Genomic DNA, 21,516 nt, shown 5'->3' with positions numbered 1-21,516 from the left:
CTGCACATCGTTTTCCATAGCTGTCGGCGCTGGCTGGGCGGACGCAAAAGCCGTTTTTTTTAATGACGGCTTTCCCGCCGCGACCCCCAGCCTTGCGGCGGCCACCGCCAGGTTGCTCTCCGGGGCAGGTCATAAAATTGTAAAAAATTTGACACAAAACCCGGAATGCACTTTGGCCGACGCGCGCACCTTGGATATTTTCTGGTCTGGGTGCTGCTCTTTTCCCCGCCGTTTCTCATCCACCCCAGCCTGAAGGAGGCCGGCTATACGCTGCTGTCGGCCTTCGTGTTCTTCCCCCTGGCCATGAAGCGGCCCTGGCTGGGTGCGGCCTGCGCCGTGCTCCTGCCCGTGGGCGCGGCCAACATGCTGCACGCCAGCTTTCTGCACAGCCTGATCGACGAGTTCACGCTGGCCACGCTGCTGCGCACGGAAGCGCAGGAGACGCAGGAGTTCTTCGAGAACCTGGATGCCGCCCAGATCCTGCAATGCCTGGCCTGGCTGGCGGCCGCGCTGGCCGCCGCCGCCTACCTCTGGCGCCATTGCCCAGGACTGCGCTGGACGATGACGCGCAAGGCGCAGGCCGCCTGGGCGCTTCCCGCCGTGCTGTGGCTGGGCCTGGGCTTGACCGGCATGGTCCAGCATTACAACGCCTATGCCTATGCCCACAAGCTGCGCCATTTCTATCCCATGCAGATGGGCGTGGCCGCGCTGCGCTTTGGCGAGCTGTCGCAGTCCGTCTTCTACACACCGAAGCTGCCTTCGCCGGCAACGGGCAAGCCCATGGCCCACACGCTGGTGGTGGTCATCGGCGAGAGCGCCAGCAGCCACCGCTGGTCCCTGCTCGGCTACACGAAGGAAGACACCAACAGCGCACTGCGCTCCGTACCCCATCTGGGCGTGCATGCGCTCCTGGCCAACGGACAGACCACGGCCAAGGCCCTGCCCTTCATCCTCACCGGCCAGTCCGCAGCCACCAGCCTGCAGACGCTGGCGCCCTCCTTCGTGGACCTGGCCCGGCATGCGGGCTTCAAGACTTTTGTCTTCTCCAATTCGCGCTTCTTCGAAAATTCCGAAGACCTGTATACGCAGATGCTGCGCCGCTCGGCCGACGTGTACCAGAAGGTAGGCAACGGCGCCTATGACGAAGTGCTCACGGCCCCGCTCGCCCGGGCGCTGGCGGACCCCGCCGAGTACAAGCTCATCGTGCTGCACACCTATGGCAGCCATCCGGATGTGCACAAGCGCTACCCCAAGGCCCGCTACCGGGGCGAGGACCCGTACGACGCCTCGATACGCTATACATCGGATCTGCTGGCGCAGTGGATAGCCATGCTCGACGGCGCCTCGCGCCTGCCCGGCCTGCTGTTCTACGTGTCGGACCATGGGCTCAGCACGCCGCCCTGCGTGGAAGGTTTCCACCACAGCGTGACCCGCAGCACCTACGAGGTGCCCATGCTTTCCTGGGCCAACGCAGCTTTCCGCGCGCAGCATCCGGGCTGGCTCGAGCCCGGCTACCAGGGCCAGGTGCGCCACAGCACCACCTTGCTGCCCTTTCTGGTCGCGCAGCTGCAAGGCTATGAGCCGTCCCGGGCCCTGCCGCAATGGCAGGACAGCCGGCTGCTGCAGGTCAACGGCCGGCCCTACGAGCAGCTGTTCCGCCAGGATGCATGCACACCCTGAGGCCATCTGCACGGCGCCCCGGCATCACTCTTGCCCCTGAGTCACAGCTGTTTGACCCGGCGCACGAGCTTGCCATGCCTCTTTTTTTTGATAGCGCTCGGCCTACAATGGCCGATTCGATACCTATCATCCGCGCGCGCCTGAGGCGCTGGGGCCTGGTTGCTGCCATGCAAGACCCCGCTGCGGATGGCCTACTTTGCGAGCTGGAGACCGCTGATGTCCGACACCAAGGCAACCACTTTGACCGATAAACGCGAACTGCTACGCCAGTCGGCCCTCGAATACCACCAGTTCCCCAAGCCCGGCAAGGTCGCCATCGCGGCCACCAAGCCCATGGGCAACCAGCACGACCTGGCCCTGGCCTACTCCCCCGGCGTGGCCGCGCCCTGCGAGGAAATCGTCAAGGACCCCGCCGCGGCCTTCAAGTACACCAGCCGCGGCAACCTCGTGGCCGTGATCTCCAACGGCACGGCGGTGCTGGGCCTGGGCGACATCGGCGCGCTGGCCTCCAAGCCGGTGATGGAAGGCAAGGGCGTGCTGTTCAAGAAGTTCGCCGGCGTCGACGTGTTCGACATCGAGATCAACGAGAAGGACCCGCAGAAGCTGGTCGACGTGATCGCCGCGCTGGAGCCCACCTTCGGCGCCATCAACCTCGAGGACATCAAGGCTCCCGAGTGCTTCTTCGTGGAGCGCGAGCTGCGCAAGCGCATGAACATTCCCGTGTTCCACGACGACCAGCACGGCACGGCCATCACCGTGGCGGCCGCCATGGTCAATGCGCTGAAGGTCGCCGGCAAGAAGATCGAGGAGATCAAGCTGGTCGCCTCGGGCGCCGGCGCCGCGGCCCTGGCCTGCCTGAACCTGCTGCTGGAAATCGGCCTCAGGCGCGAGAACGTGTTCGTGACCGACATCGCCGGCGTGGTCTACGAAGGCCGCACCGAGCTGATGGACCCCGACAAGGCGCTGTTCGCCCAGAAGACCGAGCTGCGCACGCTGGGCCAGGTGATCGAGGGCGCCGACGCCTTCCTGGGCCTGTCCGCCGGCAATGTGCTCAAGCAGGACATGGTCCGGAAGATGGCGGCCAAGCCCATCATCTTCGCCCTGGCCAACCCCAACCCCGAAATCACGCCCGAAGACGTGAAGGCCGTGCGCGACGATGCCATCATCGCCACGGGCCGCACGGACTACCCGAACCAGGTCAACAACGTCCTGTGCTTCCCCTACATCTTCCGCGGCGCGCTGGACTGTGGAGCCACCACCATCACCACCTCGATGGAAATCGCCTGCGTGCATGCCATCGCCGCGCTGGCCCAGGCCGAGCAGTCGGAAGAAGTGGCCGCAGCCTATGTGGGCCAGCAGCTGTCCTTCGGCCCCGAATACCTGATTCCCAAGCCCTTCGATCCGCGCCTGATGCTCATCGTGGCGCCCGCCGTGGCCCAGGCCGCCGCCGAGGCCGGCGTGGCCCAGCGCCCCATCCAGGACATGGATGCCTACCGCGAGCACCTGAAGACCTTCGTCTACGCCTCGGGCACGATGATGAAGCCCATCGTCATGGCGGCCAAGAAGGCCGCCAAGAAGCGCGTGGCCTATGCCGAGGGCGAGGAAGAGCGCATCCTGCGCGCCGTGCAGATCGTGGTGGACGAGCGCATCGCGCGCCCCACGCTGATCGGCCGCCCCGCCGTGATCGCCCAGCGCGTCGAGAAGTTCGGCCTGCGCCTGAAGGAAGGCGTGGACTACGACGTGGTCAACGTGGAACATGACGAGCGCTACCGCGACTTCTGGCAGACCTACCACCGCATGACCGAGCGCAAGGGCATCACCGAGCCCATCGCCAAGATCGAGATGCGCCGCCGCCTGACGCTGATCGGCTCCATGCTGCTGCACAAGGGCGAGGTGGATGGCCTGATCACCGGTACCTGGGGCCATACGGCCCACCACCTGCAGTACATCGACCAGGTGATCGGCAAGCGCGCCGGCGTGGCCACCTATGCGTGCATGAACGGGCTGCTGTTGCCCGATCGCCAGGTCTTCCTCGTGGACACGCATGTGAACTACGACCCCACGGCCGAACAGCTGGCCGAAATCACCATCATGGCCGCCGAGGAAATGATGCGCTTCGGCATCAAGCCCAAGGCCGCGCTGCTGTCGCACAGCAACTTCGGCTCCAGCAACCAGCCCAGCGCCGTCAAGATGCGCCAGACCCTGGAGCTGCTGCGCACGCAGGCGCCGTGGCTGGAAGTGGACGGCGAAATGCACGGCGACGTGGCCCTGGACGGCAAGTCCCGCGCCAAGCTGATGCCCAACAGCACGCTGCTGGGCGACGCCAACCTGCTGGTGCTGCCCAATATCGATGCCGCCAACATCAGCTACAACCTGCTCAAGCAGGCCGCCGGCGGCGGCATTGCCATCGGCCCCGTGCTGCTGGGCGCCGCCAAGCCCGTGCATGTGCTGACCCCCAGCACCACGGTGCGCCGCATCGTCAACATGACGGCACTGACCGTGGCCGACGCCAACGTGAGCCGCTGACCGGCCGCCAGGCCCTGCCCCAGAAGGCCCGCCAGCGCCCGGCGCTGCGGGCCTTTTTCGCATCCTGCGCCCCGTCAGCGGCGCTTGCGGGCCACCGGCGGACGATTCCAACTGTCAAGAATCCTGTGCAAACTGCACAAAATTTAAGCATACCTTGCAATTTCAGGGCCTATCCGTCAAACTTACGGGTCGAAATTTCAGGCCTTACCTGAGATTCTGAAAGGTGTAGTGAATGCTCAAGGCCGCCGCCGCCAAGGCGTACCAGACAGGTTTGGCGCTCTTTCTGGGCGCAGCTTTCGTGTTGGCAGCGCCTGCCGTGCAGGCGCGCGGCACGCCCGAGCCGACGGCGTTCTCCTCGGGTCTGGAAACCATTGCCCTGTCCGATCTGCCGCGCGAGGGGCGCACCACCTATGCACGCATCCTGCAGGGCGGCCCGTTCAGCAGCGACAAGGACGGTACCGCCTTCGGCAACCGCGAGCGCATACTGCCGCGCCAGCCGCGCGGCTATTACCGCGAATATACGGTGCGCACGCCCGGCTCCCGCAACCGCGGCGCGCGGCGCATCGTCTGCGGCGGCCAGCAGCCGCAGCAACCCGACGCCTGCTACTACACCAGCGACCACTACAGCAGCTTCAAGCAGATCGTCGAATGAGCCGCAGCGCCGCCATTGAAGCCTTGCTCGAAAAAACGCCCCCAGCGCCGTATATGTATGCAGATGCGATTTGCGCCGGCTGCCTACACGTCCATCAGCGCTGCCCGAGCCCGATTTTTTGATGTTTTTAGAAAGAATCACGGAGATGGACACGCCACTTCGTAAGAACTCCGACACTCCTTTGCGCAATGTTCGCCCGAACATCGTGCAGTCCATCCGCGCCTATCGCATTCCCGATCTGCAAGCCGCCGCCGAGACCCTGGGTGCGCACTTCCTGTATGCCAACCTGGCCCATGCCCAGACCAAGGCCGACATTCTCGAGCTGCTGGCCACGCAGTTCCACCTTCCCGCCCATTTCGGCAAGAACTGGGATGCGCTCTACGACTGCCTGACCGATCCCATCCACAAGGCCGGCCAGCAGCCGGGCTTCGTCGTGGTGCTGGACCAGATTCCCACCACGCCCAAGTTCGACAAGGAAGTGCGCGAGCAGCTGCTGGATGCCTTCCGCGATGCGGCCGACTACTGGGCCGAGCGCAAGGTGCCCTTCCGCTGCTTCTATTCCTTTCTCTGAGCTATCGCTTCAATAGCAATGCCCGCCTGACAGGCGGGCATTTTTCTATTCAACAACATTGAAATGCTTGCCCGGCAAGCGCCAGCAGCTCCTAGTTTTGCGATAGCTGCGCGGCCAGGGCCTCGTATTCAGCCACCGGCACTTCGTCGGCCCGGCGCTGCAGGTCGAATTCGCCGGCAAAGCCTTTTTCGTCCAGCCATTTGCCCAGCGTGTTGCGCAGGATCTTGCGGCGCTGGCTGAAAGCCACCTGCACCATGGCCTCGAGCAACCCCGCATCGAGCTGCGCCGGCTGCGCGCGCGGCACCATGCGCACCACGGCGCTGTCCACCTTGGGCGGGGGATTGAAGCTCTCCGGCGGCACGAACAGCACGTTCTCCATCGCATAGCGCCACTGCAGCATCACCGACAGGCGGCCGTAGGCGGATGTGCCGGCATCGGCCACCATGCGGTCGATCACCTCTTTCTGCAGCATGAAATGCTGGTCCTGCACCACGTCGACCTGCTCCAGCAGGTGGAACAGGATGGGGCTGGAGATGTTGTAGGGCAGGTTGCCCACCACACGCAGCTTGGGCACGCCCAGGCGTGCCGCGAGGGCACGGAAGTCCACCTTGAGCACGTCGGACTCCACCACGTCGAGGTCGGGCCGCAGGCGCAGGCGCAGGGCCAGGTCGCGGTCCAGCTCGATCACGGTCAGCCTGCCCAGGCGCTCGACCAGCGGCTGGGACAAGGCCATGAGGCCGGGCCCGATCTCCACCATGGGCTGGCCGGGCTGCGGCGCAATGGCCTGGACGATGTTGTCGATGATGGCACCGTCGGTCAGGAAGTTCTGGCCGAAGCGCTTGCGGGGAATGTGTTTCATGGTTTCTGCTGTAGGCCGTCCCTGAATAAAGCGGGCGCCCTTGATGGGCCAGGGTTTTGCCGCCGGGGCGCTCCCAAGGCAAAACGCGGCCCCCTCGAGGGGCAGGGAGCCACACGCAGTGGGCGACCGTGGGGGCAATATCTTTATTGCGGAGGCTCGCGGTATTCGACGTAGGCACGGCCGCGCAGCTCCTTGAGCCAGGCGTTGTAGTCGGTTTCCGTCTTGCGTTCACGCACGACGTTGCGGACCATCTCGCGCTGCTCGCGCGGCGTCAGCCGGGCCTCGCGCCGCTCCTCCAGCTTGATCAGGTGCACGCCAAAGCGCGACACCACGGGCTCGCTGATCTCGCCGGGCTGCAGGGCATTGAGCACGCGCTCGAATTCGGGCACGAACTGGCCCGGCGAGGACCAGCCCAGATCGCCTCCGTCGCGCGCGCTACCGTCCTGGGAGTACTCGCGTGCCAGCGATTCGAAGGTGGCCTGGCCGCTGAGCACGCGGCGGCGGTAGTCTTCCAGCCGCTTGGCGGCCTGGGCCTCAGACATGCCGTCACCGATGCGCAGCAGGATGTGGCGCGCATGGTTCTGCGTGATGAAGGCCGGCATGCCGGACTGGGACTTTTCCAGCACCTTGAGCACGTGAAAGCCCGCCCCGGAGCGCAGCGGCCCGAGAATGGCGCCCGTGGAGGCCGAGGCCGCCGCCTTGGCAAACAGCTCGGGATAATCGCCCAGCGGCCGCATGCCCATGGCGCCGCCGCCCTGGCCGTTGGGTACGTCGGAATACTCCCTGACCACGGCCGTGAAGTCCGCATGGGTGCGCGCGGCCTCGGCAGCCTGCTTGGCGCGCGCCTCGCGCTCGGCCACCTGGGCCGGGCCGGCATTCTCCGGCACGGCGATCAGGATGTGGCCCAGGTTCATGGCCATGGACGAGGCCGTATCGCCGGGACGCTTCTGCTCCTTGAGATAACGGTCGATATCGGCATCGGTGACCTTGACGCGGTTGTCCACGTCGCGCTCGCGCACGCGCTGCATGATCATCTGGTTGCGGATCTCGTCGCGCAGCTGTTTCTCGGAAACGCCTTCCTTCTGCAGGCGGGCGAGAAACGCGCTCTTGTCCAGGCTGTTTTGCAGGGCCAGATTGTTCACGGCCTGGTCCACGGCAAAGTCATCGACCTTGATGCCCGAATCCCGGGCTTCCTGCAGCTGCACTTTCTCGACAATCAGGCGCTCCAGCACCTGGCTGGCGAGCAGCTCCCGGGGCGGCAGCTGTCCGCCCTGCTCGCCGATGTTCTGCAGCACGCGCGCCATGCGGGCCCGCACTTCGTTGTTGGTGATGGGTTCGGAGTCCACCACCGCCACGATGAAGTCGGCCTGGCGTATGCCGGCCGGCGCCGTTTCCCGGCCCGTGGGACGCGCGGTGGCATCCAGCGCCCGCGATACGGAAGCGTCCCCTTTTTTGGCCTGGCCGGGCACCTTCAGGCTTTGTGCATGGGCACCCGCGGCCAGCAGGGCCAGGGCAACCGCTGCCGCACACGATGTCTTGGAGAAAAAACGCATGGAAAACCTTGCTTAGAGCGTTTAGAACGTATTTACGATCTCTACGATGCCGCGTTGGGACGCAATCGGGATGAGTTCGAAGCGATGGCTCGCAGCTTGCACCGGGGCGCAAGCAAGAGACAGCGCAAAGAAATGGCCCGACTTCGCCCCAACCTCTTGGGGCCAGTGCCTTTGCGGGCGGTCTGCGGCGTTGCAAATCCTCGCCGGGCCACCAGCCCGGCTGCGGTGTTGCGCCTTGCATTCCATCCCGCACTGGCGCGGCGTCGAGGAGATCGTAAACACGTTCTTAGTCGTAATTGGTGAAGCGGCTGGGCGGAGTGACGGCTTCACGCAGATATTGGTAGCGGGGCACATTCTGCTTGAGGCTGCGCTCCGGATCGGCGCCGAAGCTCAGGCGCGAGAAGCCCACGAACTCCAGTTGAAACAGCAGCCGCAGGTTGGACTGGGTGATGGAGCTTTGCAGGCGCTCCAGCACCACGCGGCCGATCCAGCAGCAGCCGTCGTATTCGAAGCCGACCACCGTGTCCACCAGCTGCTTGTCCTTGATGCTGTAGTTCAGGCGCCCCACCGCATACCAGCGCCCGCCGCCCTGCCCGCGGCCGGGCCCCAGGTCCTTGCCCTTGTCGCCCCACAGATCGTTGATAGGCCATTGCCAGCCCACATCGACCAGCTTGCTGGCATCGGTCTGGGCCATGGTGTCGTACTGCGTACGATAGCCGATGTTGAAGGTGCGGTAATTGCTGGGGCTGTAGCGTGCCGTGGCCGTGGTGCGCACGGTGCGGCGCAGATCCTTGTTGTACTGGGTCGTGCCTTCGAACGACCATTTGTCGGTCCAGTTCACGGCCGCGCCCAGCAGGATGTCCGAGAAACGGCTGGTGGCCGGCACTTCGCCGGGCAGCAGCACGCGCTGGTCCGAAAAGCGCACGCGCTGGGCAATGGCCAGCTTGAGCTTCTCCGCGCCGGTATCGGGATCGAAAAAGCGCGAAGTCGCGCCCAGTGTCAGCAGGTGGTTGTCCGCAATGCGATCCTGGCCACCATAATCATTTTCGGAAAAGATGCTGGCAAAGTTGAAATCGTTGCGCGCCGTGTCGTACAGCGGCAGCATGCTCTGGTCGCGATACGGCGTATAGGTATAGAAAGCGCGCGGCTCGAAGGTCTGCGTGAGCTTTTTGCCGAACAGCGAGGTATCGCGCTCGAAGATCAGGCCGCTGTCCAGGCTGAAGGTCGGCAGGGTCCGCTGGGCACTCTTGCTGCCGTTGCTCATGAACTGGTCGGTCTGGTACATGGCCGAATGCAGCATCAGCTTGGGCGTGATGAAGGCGCCCGGCGACAGAAAAGGCCGGCTCAGTTGCGCCTGCACATAGCTGCGCTGGCCGTTGTTGCCGATCTGGCCGGCCAGCGGGCGGATCAGTTCGAAGCGTGTGGTGTCGGCCACCAGAGTGAAGTCCAGGCCATGGGGCAGATCCAGCGGCGTATAGCGGTACTGCAGCTGGGGCATCATGCTGTAGGGCGGCGCAATCGGCGATGCGGGATCCTGCAGCGTCTGGTACTGAAGCGTGCGCAGGGTCAGCACGCCATCGCCCTTGGCCCAGCTCAGGTTGGCATCGCTGGGCAACAGGCGCTGGCGCAAGGCTATCGGCGCCCAGCGGAAGTCACGCCAGTAGTTGTCGTCGCTGACGCGGTTCAAGTTCAGGCTCAGCCCCAGGCCGCCGATGGGCGAGTCGATGGTCCCGCGATGCTGCCATGAATAGCCCCAGCGATCCCGGTCGCGCAGGCTGTCGCCGGGCATGTAGTTGGCATAGGCCTCGCCCGAATAGCTGGGCTCCAGATAGCGGAACTGGGCTCCCAGGTTCACGCCGCGCCGGGTCATGACCGAGGGAAAAAGGGTCAGGTCGCGGTTGGGCGCGATATTCCAGTAATAGGGCTGGGTGTATTCCAAGCCTCCCACATTGTCCATGCCCATGGTCGGCGGCAGAAAGCCGCTCTTGCGCTTGTCCGACAGCGGAAAGCTCATCCTGGGTACAGGCAGTATGGTCACACCCTTGAACTTGAGCTTGGCGTTCTCGGCCACGCCCACTTCCTCGGCCATGTCCACGTGGATGGTTTCGGCCTGGAGCTGCCATGCCGGCTGCCAGCTGGCCTCGTCGTCGCGCTGGCAGGTGGTGTAGGTAGCGTGATGGACCACGGCATGGTCGCGGTCCAGGAAATCCACGCGCGAGGATTCGCCATGGGCGCTGTTGACCAGGAAACGGTAGCTCGCGTCCTCGAAGCTGCCCTTGAAGGCATCGACTTCCAGATCCAGCTTGCTGCCATCGAAGACATTGCCGGCCTTGTTGATATGCACCGAACCCACGGCATTGACCTTGTCGTCGGGCACCGCGTAATCGAGCTTGTCGGCGCGGATCATGGTGTCGCCGCGGCGCAGCTCGGCCTCGCCATGCACGGAGGCCTTGATATCGGGCTGGCCGCTGAGCGAATCGCCCTTGATATAGATGGGCTGCTGGCTGCGGACTTCGGGCGGATAGGTCTCCTGCAGCAGCGTGCTGGGTTTGAGCTGCAGGTCCTGTGCCTGGTCACCGGGCGCCGAGGCAGTCACCTCGGGCACGGTCCCCGCAGCTTCGGCCGATTGCGCATGGGCCTGCATGCCTGCGCCAGCCCAGGCCAGCGCCACTGCCAGGGCCAGCGGCCGGGCAACAGGCTGGACGGCGGAACGCGCCGGTCCCGCCCGGCGCAAGCGGAGGACGGAGGCTGGCGGAATATCTCGCGTAAACGGTTGAGCAGGCACGTGATTCAGAGGCGCAGATGCGCGGCACAAGACAGAAACAATGGGAAAACGCTGAAGCCTAGCACCATCCCTTCCGGGGACGACCGCATCGGTTTGTAAAATCCGATTATCCATGACCGCTCCAATCCCCCCCCACCGCCGACGTCGTCTGGTCCGATGCCGGCCGCCACGCTGCTTTCGACGCCTGGCTCGCCCCGCTGGCTACCAAGCTGCAGCTGCGCCCCGAAACCCTGCGCCCAGCCTCGGCCGACGCGAGCTTTCGCCGCTATCTACGCCTGGACGGCGCGGGCGGCAGCAGCTTCATCATCATGGACGCCCCCCCCCGACAAGGAGAACTGCGCCCCCTTCGTTCAGGTGCAGACGCTGATGGCCCGGGCCGGGCTGTGCGTGCCAGCCATCCTGGACTGGGATGCAGCACATGGCTTCATGCTGCTGTCCGACCTGGGCAGCGCCACGGTCATCGAAGCACTGAATCCCGAAAAGCCCCGGGACGCTGAAGCCTGGTACCGCTCCGCCGTGGAAGTGCTGCTGGACTGGCAGCTGGCTTCGCGCGAAGGCAACATCGGTGGGCTGCCGGCCTATGACGAGGCGTTGCTGCGCCGCGAGCTGCAGTTGTTTCCCGACTGGTACATTGCCAAGCACCGCAACCTGGTGCTGGACGACAAGCAGCAGGCCGTGCTGGCCAAGGCCTTCGACCTGATCGTGGCCCACAACCTGCAGTCGCCCAGCGTCTACGTGCACCGCGACTTCATGATGCGCAACCTGATGCAGCCGGTATCCGTGGGCGCACCATTGGGCGTGCTGGACTTCCAGGATGCCGTCTACGGCCCCATCACCTACGACATCGCCAGCCTGCTGCGCGATGCCTTCATCAGCTGGGAAGAGGACTTCGTCATCGACATCACCGTGCGCTACTGGGAAAAGGCCCGCAAGGCGGGCCTGCTGGGCGCCAACAGCGCCAGCGGCTGGGGCGACGACTTCGGCGAGTTCTATCGCGGCGTGGAATGGATGGGCCTGCAGCGCCACCTCAAGGTGGCCGGCATCTTCGCGCGCCTGACGCTGCGCGACGGCAAGCCCAGGTATCTGGCCGACACGCCGCGCTTCATCCACTACATCCGCTCCACCTGCAGCCGCTACCGCGAGCTGGCACCCATGCTGCGCCTGGTGGACCAGATCGAAGGCATCACGCCCCAGGTCGGGTACGCCTACGGAAGAATGTAGCCCCTGAGCCGCTTTGCGGCTTCCCCGGAGGGGGACGACGCCTTCGCTGCGAGGCGGCTCTTGCTCGGCGTCCCTGGCTTGGACCAGCGCCAGTTTCACCAGACATTTCACTATGCCGCGCTACCACTGTCCCATTCCGCTGCACATCGGTGCCGAGCTGGACCTGCCCGCAGGCGCTGCCCGCCATGTGCAGGTGCTGCGCCACCAGCCGGGCGACACCATCACCCTGTTCGAAGGCCAGGCGGGCAACGGCTTTGCCGGCGGCGAATTCCAGGCCATCATCACGCGCATGGGCCGCAGCGATGTGGGCGTGCGCATAGCCAGCCACAGCGCCGTGGAGCGCGAGGCGGCCCGTGCCGTGCATCTGGTCGTGGGCATGCCCGCCAACGAGCGCATGGACTGGCTGGTGGAAAAGGCCACCGAGCTGGGCGTGGCCAGCATCCAGCCCGTGATGGCTGCGCGCAGCGTGCTCAAGCTCAAGGGCGAGCGCGCGGACAAGAAGATCGAGCGCTGGCAGTCGATTGCCATCTCCGCCTGCGAGCAATGCGGGCGCAACAGGGTGCCCGTCATCCATGCGCCGCAGTCGCTGGCCGACTGGCTGCGCGGCAAGGACACGCCTGCCGCCGAAGCACGCCGTCTGGTGCTCTCGCTGCGCGAGGGCAATCTGCCGCTGCGCGCAGCCGCCGGCGATGCCCCGGCAGTCTGGGTGCTCCACGGCCCCGAAGGTGGCCTCACGGCCCAGGAAGAAGACTGGGCCCTGGAGCAGGGCTGGCAGCCCGCCAGCCTCGGCAGCCGCGTGCTGCGGGCCGAGACGGCCTCGGTCGCGGCGCTTTCCCTGCTGGCCCTGGAGTAACCCATGAGCAGTTGTCACCTCTCCCTGGCCAAGGCCGAGTTCTATCCGCAAAACTTTCGCGTGCAAGCGCCGGAGCCTCTGCCCGAGCCGCTGATCACCCCGCGCAAGCGGGGTTGCATCATCGTCAATGCGGCCGCCGAATCCTCTGCGCCGTTGCTGGACCGCGAACCGGCTCCTGTCGAAGAAGGCGCAGCCCCTGCGGCGGAACGCCTGCTGGTGCCTGCCCAGTTCGGCCTGGTGCCGCACTGGGTCAAATCGGCATCGGACGGCCGCCTGCGCGCGCTCAAGCTGGTCAATGCCAAGATCGACAACCTGACCACGGGCACGGCGTTCCGCGATGCCTGGCTCAATGGCCAGCGCTGCATCATCCCCATGCAATCGTTTCAGGTGGACGATCTGCGCCCGGGCAAGCCCCTGCCCACGCGCATCACCCGCGTGGACAACCAGCCCATGGGTGCGGCCGGCATCTGGGCGCGCTGGGCCGGTGCGGATGGCGACATCATCGTCAGCTACGCCCTCATCACCATCAACGCCAATGCGCATGCGCTGATGAACCGCTATGGGCAGCCCGGCAACGACAAGGCCATGCCGGCCATCCTCAATGAAGGTGCTTACGATGCCTGGCTCAACGCCAAAGTTGCCAAGGCCAAGGAGTTTCTACGCCCCTATCCGGCCGAGAAACTGCGCGCCAACCCTGTGGAAAAAGGCCGCAAGCCGCCGCCACCATTGTTCTGACGCATTTTGACGGGCTGGCCGCTCAAGCCGCCGGCACCCGAACATCGAGCCATTGGCCCAGCCGCTCGAACACCGGCGCGGCCAGCGCTTCGGTCTCGTTGAAGATCTCGTGGTAGGCCGCGTCAAAGCACTGTGCCTGCAGCACCGCGGGCGGCGCATGCTCGGCCAGCATGCGGCTGCCCGAAGGATCGACCAGCTTGTCCTGCCCTGCCCAGAGCAGCAGCGTGGGCACGCACCAGGACCGCGCCTTGCCCAGCACGCGCAGCCCTGCCTGGGCCATGTACCGGGCCAGGCGGGCGCTGATGCGATCATGCCGCAGCGCATCCGCGTCATAGGCCCGGGCCACGGCCGGATCGTGCGACAGATAGCGCGATTGCACGCCGCTGGGTACCTGCAGATTGGGCAGCAGCCGCGGCAGCGTGGCCAGCAGCAAGTGCTGGCCGGCACGCAGCGGCAGTGCCAGCGCCGGCGAGGACAGTACCAGCGCATCGACATGGCGCAGGCCGCTGGCCACGAAATCGGCGGCCACCAGCCCCCCCCATGCTGTGGCCCAGCAGCACCAGGCGCTGGCCGCGCGGCATGCTGCTGCGCAACGCATCGACCATGAAGGCCAGATCGTCGAGCAGGCGCAGCTCGCTGCTCAGGCCGCCGCGCGGGCCTCCGGAAAGGCCATGCCCGTATTGGTCATAGCCGCGCACCGCAAAGCCCCAGGCGTTGAGCTGCCGGGCCAGCATGTCGTAGCGGCCGCAATGCTCGCCCAGGCCGTGCACCAGGAGCACGGCGGCACGCGCCTGCCGGTCTTGCGCCAACGGCCAGTCGCGCACACCCAGCGCCGTGCCGTCGGGCGCCGTCAGCTGGCTGATGAACGCTTCGTTGGCTGTCGTTGGTTCCAGAGTCACGTTCCGCTCCTCCTTGAGCTCAAGCTCTCGACCACGCCTGCGGCGGTACCGCGAAAAACCTGGCTGCTCAGCCGGCCACGGCTTCAGACTGCGCGCGCGCCATGGCGGCGATCACCTCGGCCACGCTGGCCGTGAGCTTCTTGGCATAGGGCACGTGCAGGAATTCATTGGGGCCGTGGGCATTGCTCTTGGGGCCCAGCACGCCGCAGACCATCATCTGCGCCTTGGGAAAGCCCTTGCTGAGCATGTTCATCAGCGGAATCGTGCCACCCTGGCCGATATAACCGCAGGACGCGCCGAAGTGGGCGCGGCTCGCGGCATTGAGCGCCTTCTCGAACCAGCCGTCCATGCCGGGCGCATTCCAGCCGCTGGCCGCGCCCTCGCCTTCCCAGGTCACGCGGGCCTGGTAGGGGGCATTGTCTTCGAGCAGTGCCTTCATCTCCTGCACGCAGGCTGCGGCATCCACCAGGGGCGGCAGGCGCAGGCTGAGCTTGAAGGCCGTGTAGGGGCGCAGCACATTGCCGGCGTTCTGCAGCGAAGGCAGGCCTTCGGCGCCCGTCACCGACAGCGTGGGCTCCCAGGTGCGGCGGATCAGCGCCTGCACGGGGTCGGTGGTGGTGGGCAGCGCGACGCGGGCCGATCCGCCGCAGTCGTAGTGCGCCCAGGGAAAGCGTGCATAGGCGTCCTCGCCCAGGATGGCGGCCGTGGCGCGGATCTGCTCCAGGCGCTCGGGCGGCACTTCGCAATGGAAGCTTTCGGGCAGCACGCGGCCGCTCTTGCTGTCCTCCAGCCGGTCCAGCACCTGGCGCAGGATGCGGAAGGACGAAGGCACGACCCCCGAGGCATCGCCCGAGTGCACGCCTTCGCTCAGGATCTGCACCTTGAGCGTGCCGCTGGCCATGCCGCGCAGGCTGGTGGTCAGCCACAGCTGGTCGTAGTTGCCGGCCCCGCTGTCCAGGCAGATCACCAGGCCCACGTCGCCCAGGCGCGGGCGCAGCATCTCCACATAGGGCAGCAGATCGCCCGAGCCGCTCTCCTCGCAGGTCTCGATGATGCCCACGATGCGCGGATGCGGCACGTTCTGGCGCTTGAGTTCCTGGATGGCGGCGATGCTGGCATAGACCGCATAGCCGTCGTCGGCGCCGCCGCGGCCATAGAGCTTGCCGTCCTCGTACTTGGGCGTCCAGGGGCCCAGGTCGCTGCGCCAGCCTTCGAATTCGGGCTGTTTGTCCAGATGGCCGTACATCAGCACCGTGGGGCTGGTGGCGGCCCTGTCGGCCGTGCCGTCCACTTCGAAGAACAGCACCGGCGTGCGGCCCGGCTGGCGCACGATCTCGAAACGCAGGCCCGGTACCTTCTGGGCCGCCACCCAGTCCGCGGCATTGCGCAGCACGGTGTCGATGAAGCCCAGCGCCTCCCAGTCGGGCGCGAACATGGGCGACTTGGCGGGAATGCGGATGTAGTCGGTGAGCTGGTGCAGGATGTCTTCATCCCACGCACGGCCCACACGTTCGAGAGCAAGTGCGGAATCAAGCGCTGTGGCAGGCAGACGGGCGGTCATGGCAAGGCCTCGTGAGGTGGAAATCGATTAAGAGATGCAGCCAAGGATACGCCAGCGCCCAAAGCTCTGGCACAGCCATGGTCGGAAGCGGTTCAGGTACGGGAGCGGCGCGGCAGGTCCGCGCATTCGACGCGGTTGCGCCCGGCGGCCTTGGCCCGATACAGCGCCTGGTCGGCCGCCTGGATCAGCCGGTCCCAGTCCTGGATGCTCTCCATCTGCGTACCGCATACGCCTATGCTCACCGTGACAGCGATGGAGCGTCCCTCATGCAGGCAAGGCGACTGCTCCATGACTTCGCGCAGCGTTTCGGCCAGTGCCGCCGCCCCGTCCAGCGTGGTGTTGGGCAGCAGCAGCATGAACTCCTCGCCGCCATAACGCCCTATCAGATCCTGGGCGCGCAACCGTGCGCGCAGCACGGTCGCCACATGACACAGCACCCGGTCGCCTGCGCGGTGGCCATGGGTGTCATTGACCACCTTGAAATGGTCGATATCCAGCATCAGCAGCGCATAGGACTCGCCTGAGCGCAGGGCGCGAGCCAGGTCGCGGTCCAGCGCCTGGATGAGCGCGCGGCGGTTGGCGGCACCGGTCAGCTCGTCATGCACGGCGAAATAGCGGTTGTCCGCGTCGGCGCGGTCCTTGGCCATGAGGATGAAGCCCAGCGACGCCAGGATGACGACGACAAAGGCCGCCATGAACACAAAGGATTGCATGGGGCTGCTGCGCATCAGCCCGTCCAGCGGAATGGCATGCATGGCGGCCAACAGGCCCCGCAGCGCGAGCAGCACGAACTGCAGGCTCAGCCCCACGGTGAACAACCAAGCTCCGCGCAACTGTGCCAATGGCTGCGGTCGCCAAAGCACCCATAGCACCATGCTGATCTGCACAGGTGCCAGAATGCCCGCCACCATGATGCGCGCACGGTAGTCGTCGAGAAACACCATGTACAGCGCCGTCATTGCCACCACCGGTGCCAGCATGCGCCCCCAGGGCAAAGCCCGGCCCCTGAACTGGCACACAGCGCCCAGCGCCATGGCAAAGGTGCCGGCAAGCAGCATGTTGGACAGCACGATGCTGGCCCAGTCGGGCACCCGCCCGCGCATCGCATACAGCACATAGGTCACAGCGTGCATCACCAGGCCCAATGCCCACAATCCCGTGCCCTCTCTGCGCTGGGGCCGTGCCGCGGCCAGCGATGCGGCCATGGCAAGCGATGCGGCTGCAATCATCAGCAGCATGGTTGGCACGTCTAGAACAAGCGGCATGGAGCGAAAGCGGGTGGAGAAGCGCCCTGTGCCGGCGCCCGATGCAGCGCAGTATGCCAGAGCGGCATTTCAGCACGCGTGCACCATTGGCGGGCCCCCTGCCCTGCCAGCGCCCAGACAATTTCCCCCTAGAATCCCTGGGGGATATACGCCATCAGCTATTTTTTCGATAGCAATCAGGCATGCTCGAAATGGAACACCGCCGTCGTCGCCAGCAGATTGGGCAGCGTGCGCACCACCTTGCCGTCCTGCAGGCCGAAGGAGTCGAGGATACGCAGGCGGTTCTTGGTCGCCAGCACTTCGAAGTCCTTGTAGGTGCCCACGCGGATGTTGGGCGTGTCATACCACTGGTAGGGCAGGCGGCGCGTGACCGGCATGCGCCCGCGCAGCACCGACAGGCGGTTGTTCCAGTGCGCGAAGTTGGGGAAGGCGACTATGCCGGCGCGGCCTATGCGCGCCGTCTCCTGCAGCATCACCTCGGCATTGCGCAGATGCTGCAGCGTGTCGATCTGCAGCACCACGTCGAAGCTGTTGTCGCCGAAGATGGCCAGCCCGTCCTCCAGGTTCAGCTGCAGCACGTTCACGCCGCGGCGCGTACAGGCCAGCACATTGGCGTCGTCCAGTTCCACGCCATAGCCCGTGCAGCCGCGTTCGCGGATCAGGTGGGACAGCAGGGCTCCGTCGCCGCAGCCCAGGTCCAGCACGCGCGAGCCTTCGGGCACCAGCTTGGCGATTGCTTGCATGGTGGTCAGTTCGCTCATGCGGCCTCCTTGGCAGTGTTCAGTTCCTTGGCAATGCCTTCGAAATAGGAGCGCATCACGTTCATGTAGCGGGGGTCGTCCAGCAAGAAGGCGTCGTGTCCGTGCGGCGCGTCGATCTCCGCGTAGCTCACGTCGCGGTTGTTCTCCAGCAGCGACTTGACGATCTCGCGGCTGCGCGCCGGCGCAAAGCGCCAGTCCGTGGTGAAGCTCACCAGCAGGTATTTGGCCCTGGAGACGGCCAGTGCCTGCGTCAGGTCGCCGCCATGGGCTCGCGCCGGATCGAAGTAGTCGAGCGCGCGCGTGATCAGCAGATAGGTGTTGGCATCGAAATAGCTGCTGAACTTCTCGCCCTGGTAGCGCAGATAGCTCTCGATCTGGAACTCCACCTCCTGCGTGCTGTACTTGAGGCTTATGCCTTCCCGCAGCTGGCGGCCGAACTTCTGGTTCATCACGTCGTCCGACAGATACGTGATGTGGCCGATCATGCGCGCAATGCGCAGGCCTCGCGCCGGCACCACGCCATGCTCGTAGAAATGGCCACCGTGGAAGTCCGGGTCGGTGACGATGGCGCGGCGCGCCACCTCGTTGAAGGCGATGTTTTCGGCATTGAGGTTGGGCGCGCTGGCCACCACCACCGCATGGCGCATGCGGTCCGGGTGGCGCAGCGACCACGACAGCGCCTGCATGCCGCCCAGGCTGCCGCCCAGCACGGCCGCCAGCTGGGTGATGCCCAGCCGGTCCAGCAGCCGTGCCTGGGCATCCACCCAGTCCTCCACCGTCACCACGGGGAAATCGGCGCCATACGGCTTGCCCGTGGTCGGGTTGGTGTGCATGGGTCCGGTCGAGCCGAAACACGAGCCCAGGTTGTTGATGCCGATGACGAAAAACTTGTTGGTGTCCACGGGCTTGCCCGGGCCGATCATGTTGTCCCACCAGCCCTCGCTCCGGGGCTGGCCTTCGTAGCTGCCGGCCACATGGTGCGAGGCGTTGAGCGCATGGCAGACCAGGATGGCATTGCTGCGGTCGGCATTGAGCTGGCCGTAGGTCTCGTAGGCCAGGTCGTAGTGGGCGATGGAGCCACCGCCCTGCAGGGGCAGCGCCTCATCGAAATGCATGGACTGGGGTGTGGCGATGAAGGACATGAAAAAACCCGGCATCGCTAAAAACGAGGCCGGGTTCGCTGGTTTCGTCTTTAGCAGGATTTATAAAGCGCCCGCAAGCAGAAGCAAATCGGCGCATTGAGGAATACAGTGTACTGCATCCACCGCGCCCGGCTTGCAGCCGCTGCGGCGAAGCAGTCATGCCCGGAAAGCAAAGGCCCGGGCCCTGTGCGGCCGGGCCATTGCCTTTCAGACCTTGGTCAGCAGCGCCGCGATGCCCAGCACCAGGAAGACAAGCGCGCAAACGCGGTGGATGGTCTTGATCGGCAGCTTCTGCGTGATCTTCTCGCCAAACCACACCACCGGCGCATTGGCCAGCATCATGCCCAGCGTGGTGCCTGCCACCACCCAGTAATACGACAGCGGGAACTTCGCCGCCAGGCCCACGGTGGCCAGCTGGGTCTTGTCGCCCATCTCGGCCAGGAAAAACAGCACCAGCGTGGTGCCGAACACACCCCAGCGGCCGCTGCTCCTGCCGGCTTCTTCCTCGTCGAGTTTGTCGGGAATCAGCATCCAGCCCGCCATCAGAATGAAGGAAATGCCCAGTATCCAGCGCAGCACGTCGGGCCCGAGCACCGTGGTGATCCAGTTGCCCACGGCACCGGCCAGCGCATGGTTGACCAGCGTGGCTGCAAAAATGCCGGCCACGATGGGCCAGGGCTTGCGGAACTTGGCCGCAAGAACAAGCGACAGCAGCTGGGTCTTGTCCCCCATCTCGGCCAGCGCGACGATGGAGGTGGAAATGAGAAAGGCTTCCATGATGTGGGGCAGACGGCCGGAGATGCCAGAACGCATTGACCACGCACCGACTCCGGCCTATCTGCATAGGTTGTCTCGGTACGCGATCAATGGTCTCGGCCAGTCGCGCCGCGGCTTTGCACCACGGGCCGCATGCGCCATAGGCCATTGAAGACCCAAGTCTGTTGACGCATGCATCCGGCAGATGGCTGCCGGACGGCCTACTCCCCAAAGACAGTAGACCACGATTCTAGCATCCGGTTTTTGCAAGCGAAAACGAAATTTCCTTATTCCATATTCGGCATTTGAGGGTATCCCCGCATGAAATCGGTGTTGGCATAAACACAAATTTCCATGTTTTCGCAATATTCCTACAAAACTTCTGTCCCATAATGTTCGAGTCTTTGTTTGGAGGCCATGTTTCCGGGCAGAGGCGAGTGCGTTTGCGTCTCTAACGTTGTCATCGCTTGTTGACTCCCTAGGGCTCCATCGCGTTTCCAAGTTTTTTCAGGAGTCCTTCATGGGCAACAAGCTTTACGTCGGCAATCTGCCGTACTCTTTCCGCGACAACGATCTGCAGCAGCAGTTCAGCGAATTCGGCACTGTGAGCAGCGCCAAGGTGATGATGGAGCGCGACACCGGCCGCTCCAAGGGTTTCGGCTTTGTGGAAATGGGCAGCGATGCCGAAGCCCAGGCCGCCATCCAGGGCCTGCACGGCCAGAACCGCGGCGGCCGTGACCTCGTGGTCAACGAAGCCCGCCCCATGGAACCCCGTCCTCCCCGCTCCGGCGGCTTCGGCGGTGGCTTCGGCGGCGGCCGCGAAGGCGGTTTCGGTGGTGGCCGCGGCGACGGCGGTGGCTATGGCCGCCGCAACAGCTACTAAGCATCCCATGCTCACAAAAAAAGGAACCTGCGGGTTCCTTTTTTTGTTTCCGGAACTTCTCTGGACAACAAAAAGCGCCTCTGGACTGCTACCGCAGGCGGCGAACCGGGGCCGCCCCTGTTTTTTGTTGCCAAACGTTATCAATCTTGGTTTTGGAGCATTTATTTTTTGGTTTTTTGTGCTTCATAATCTTCATTCGGGCATTCCCGCCCGAGTGCGAATAGGGGTTTAGGGTTCTTGCATGGTCTTCCGCTGGGGATTTTCGCTGACATCCTGAAGTCGATCGCCAAACTGAAAGTATTGAGGAGCTGAGGAGTTATTAATGGGCAATAAGCTTTATGTCGGCAACCTTCCCTATGGTGTCCGCGACAACGACCTGGAGCAAGTCTTCACCCCATTCGGCGCAGTGACCAGCGCACGCGTCATGATGGAGCGCGACACCGGCCGCTCCAAGGGCTTTGGCTTCGTGGAAATGGGCAGCGAAGCAGAAGCGCAGGCAGCCATTCAGGGCATGAACGGCCAACCCCTGGGTGGCCGCAGCCTGGTCGTGAATGAAGCGCGCCCCATGGAGCCCCGTCCGCCCCGTTCGGGCGGTTTCGGTGGCGGCTACCGCAATGAAGGCAGCGGTGGCTATGGGGGCGGCGGCTACGGTGGTGGCCGCGAAGGTGGTGGTGGCGGCGGCGGTTACGGCGGCCGCGGCGACAACCGTGGCGACGGTGGCTATGGCCGTGGCGATGGGGGCTTCCGCAGCCCCTATGGCTCCGGCCCGCGCCGTGGCGGCGGCGGTTACGGCAACAACCGCGGCGAATGAATC

General features: G+C 65.1%; 18 protein-coding genes, 1 pseudogene and 1 riboswitch. Of the genes and pseudogenes, 9 read left to right on the top strand and 10 right to left on the bottom strand.

Features of this window, described 5'->3' with window-relative positions; all coding sequences use genetic code 11:
* Positions 1-165: 165 nt before the first annotated feature.
* The 4 genes from V8Z74_RS12285 to V8Z74_RS12270 all read left to right on the top strand — a co-directional run bounded on the left by V8Z74_RS12285 (position 166) and on the right by V8Z74_RS12270 (position 5,429).
* On the top strand, positions 166-1,680 hold the full coding sequence (locus tag V8Z74_RS12285; protein WP_349709488.1) for a sulfatase-like hydrolase/transferase: 1,515 nt from the start codon (positions 166-168) through the stop codon (positions 1,678-1,680).
* A gap of 216 nt (positions 1,681-1,896) precedes the next feature.
* Entirely contained in the window at positions 1,897-4,206 is a 2,310-nt protein-coding gene (locus V8Z74_RS12280) for an NADP-dependent malic enzyme (RefSeq protein WP_349709486.1), read from the top strand.
* A gap of 232 nt (positions 4,207-4,438) precedes the next feature.
* Positions 4,439-4,858, top strand: a complete 420-nt coding sequence (locus V8Z74_RS12275) for a guanyl-specific ribonuclease (RefSeq protein ID WP_066474387.1) — start codon at positions 4,439-4,441, stop codon at positions 4,856-4,858.
* Between the two features lie 145 nt (positions 4,859-5,003).
* Positions 5,004-5,429, top strand: coding sequence for a barstar family protein (locus tag V8Z74_RS12270; protein ID WP_066474388.1), 426 nt, complete (start codon positions 5,004-5,006; stop codon positions 5,427-5,429).
* A 91-nt stretch (positions 5,430-5,520) separates the two neighbouring features.
* Here V8Z74_RS12270 and rsmA read toward each other — a convergent pair whose 3' ends face one another.
* The 3 genes from rsmA to V8Z74_RS12255 all read right to left on the bottom strand — a co-directional run bounded on the left by rsmA (position 5,521) and on the right by V8Z74_RS12255 (position 10,485).
* The gene (rsmA, locus tag V8Z74_RS12265; RefSeq protein ID WP_349709484.1) at positions 5,521-6,288 is read right to left on the bottom strand and encodes a 16S rRNA (adenine(1518)-N(6)/adenine(1519)-N(6))-dimethyltransferase RsmA; all 768 of its coding nucleotides are present in this window, start codon (positions 6,286-6,288) and stop codon (positions 5,521-5,523) included.
* A 143-nt stretch (positions 6,289-6,431) separates the two neighbouring features.
* Complete coding sequence (locus tag V8Z74_RS12260) at positions 6,432-7,841, bottom strand: peptidylprolyl isomerase (protein ID WP_349709482.1); 1,410 nt, start codon at positions 7,839-7,841, stop codon at positions 6,432-6,434.
* Between the two features lie 286 nt (positions 7,842-8,127).
* The gene (locus V8Z74_RS12255; RefSeq protein ID WP_349709481.1) at positions 8,128-10,485 is read right to left on the bottom strand and encodes an LPS-assembly protein LptD; all 2,358 of its coding nucleotides are present in this window, start codon (positions 10,483-10,485) and stop codon (positions 8,128-8,130) included.
* 253 nt (positions 10,486-10,738) lie between these two features.
* On the opposite strand from V8Z74_RS12255, the pseudogene V8Z74_RS12250 reads away from it, so the two are divergent.
* From V8Z74_RS12250 to V8Z74_RS12240, 3 genes and pseudogenes are all read left to right on the top strand, one after another.
* Positions 10,739-11,847: pseudogene (locus tag V8Z74_RS12250) on the top strand (aminoglycoside phosphotransferase family protein).
* A 112-nt stretch (positions 11,848-11,959) separates the two neighbouring features.
* Positions 11,960-12,700 (top strand): 16S rRNA (uracil(1498)-N(3))-methyltransferase, encoded by a 741-nt coding sequence (locus tag V8Z74_RS12245; RefSeq protein ID WP_349709480.1) that lies wholly within the window; start codon positions 11,960-11,962, stop codon positions 12,698-12,700.
* Positions 12,701-12,703: 3 nt separating this feature from the next.
* On the top strand, positions 12,704-13,435 hold the full coding sequence (locus V8Z74_RS12240) for an SOS response-associated peptidase (protein WP_349709479.1): 732 nt from the start codon (positions 12,704-12,706) through the stop codon (positions 13,433-13,435).
* A gap of 22 nt (positions 13,436-13,457) precedes the next feature.
* Here the strand turns inward: V8Z74_RS12240 and V8Z74_RS26260 are convergent, their stop codons facing one another.
* From V8Z74_RS26260 to V8Z74_RS12210, 7 genes are all read right to left on the bottom strand, one after another.
* The gene (locus V8Z74_RS26260; protein ID WP_502879524.1) at positions 13,458-13,814 is read right to left on the bottom strand and encodes a serine aminopeptidase domain-containing protein; all 357 of its coding nucleotides are present in this window, start codon (positions 13,812-13,814) and stop codon (positions 13,458-13,460) included.
* Positions 13,765-14,169: an alpha/beta fold hydrolase gene (locus tag V8Z74_RS26255; protein ID WP_502879532.1), complete on the bottom strand. Its 405-nt coding sequence runs from the start codon at positions 14,167-14,169 to the stop codon at positions 13,765-13,767. Before V8Z74_RS26255 ends, V8Z74_RS26260 begins: the two co-directional genes overlap by 50 nt.
* 232 nt (positions 14,170-14,401) lie before the next feature.
* A complete protein-coding gene (locus tag V8Z74_RS12230; protein ID WP_349709477.1) occupies positions 14,402-15,895 on the bottom strand; it encodes a M20 family metallopeptidase in 1,494 nt (497 codons plus the stop codon).
* Positions 15,896-15,987: 92 nt separating this feature from the next.
* Positions 15,988-17,160: a GGDEF domain-containing protein gene (locus V8Z74_RS12225; RefSeq protein ID WP_349709476.1), complete on the bottom strand. Its 1,173-nt coding sequence runs from the start codon at positions 17,158-17,160 to the stop codon at positions 15,988-15,990.
* A 176-nt stretch (positions 17,161-17,336) separates the two neighbouring features.
* Positions 17,337-17,921 (bottom strand): methionine biosynthesis protein MetW, encoded by a 585-nt coding sequence (gene metW / locus V8Z74_RS12220; RefSeq protein ID WP_066474419.1) that lies wholly within the window; start codon positions 17,919-17,921, stop codon positions 17,337-17,339.
* Positions 17,918-19,063: a homoserine O-succinyltransferase MetX gene (gene metX, locus V8Z74_RS12215; protein WP_349709475.1), complete on the bottom strand. Its 1,146-nt coding sequence runs from the start codon at positions 19,061-19,063 to the stop codon at positions 17,918-17,920. The genes metW and metX overlap by 4 nt, the downstream gene beginning before the upstream one ends.
* Before the next feature lie 207 nt (positions 19,064-19,270).
* Positions 19,271-19,840: a TMEM165/GDT1 family protein gene (locus tag V8Z74_RS12210; RefSeq protein ID WP_066475367.1), complete on the bottom strand. Its 570-nt coding sequence runs from the start codon at positions 19,838-19,840 to the stop codon at positions 19,271-19,273.
* Between the two features lie 97 nt (positions 19,841-19,937).
* A riboswitch (yybP-ykoY riboswitch) is annotated at positions 19,938-20,061 on the bottom strand.
* A 278-nt stretch (positions 20,062-20,339) separates the two neighbouring features.
* On the opposite strand from V8Z74_RS12210, the gene rbp (V8Z74_RS12205) reads away from it, so the two are divergent.
* On the top strand, positions 20,340-20,702 hold the full coding sequence (gene rbp / locus V8Z74_RS12205; RefSeq protein WP_066474422.1) for an RNA-binding regulator: 363 nt from the start codon (positions 20,340-20,342) through the stop codon (positions 20,700-20,702).
* Between the two features lie 322 nt (positions 20,703-21,024).
* Positions 21,025-21,513 (top strand): RNA-binding regulator, encoded by a 489-nt coding sequence (gene rbp, locus V8Z74_RS12200; RefSeq protein ID WP_349709473.1) that lies wholly within the window; start codon positions 21,025-21,027, stop codon positions 21,511-21,513.
* The last annotated feature ends 3 nt before the right edge of the window (positions 21,514-21,516 follow it).

Origin of the sequence: Comamonas sp. w2-DMI, from assembly GCF_040187735.1 — a bacterium.
Classification (GTDB): domain Bacteria; phylum Pseudomonadota; class Gammaproteobacteria; order Burkholderiales; family Burkholderiaceae_C; genus Comamonas; species Comamonas terrae.
This window is presented reverse-complemented; position numbering and strand designations above follow the sequence as displayed.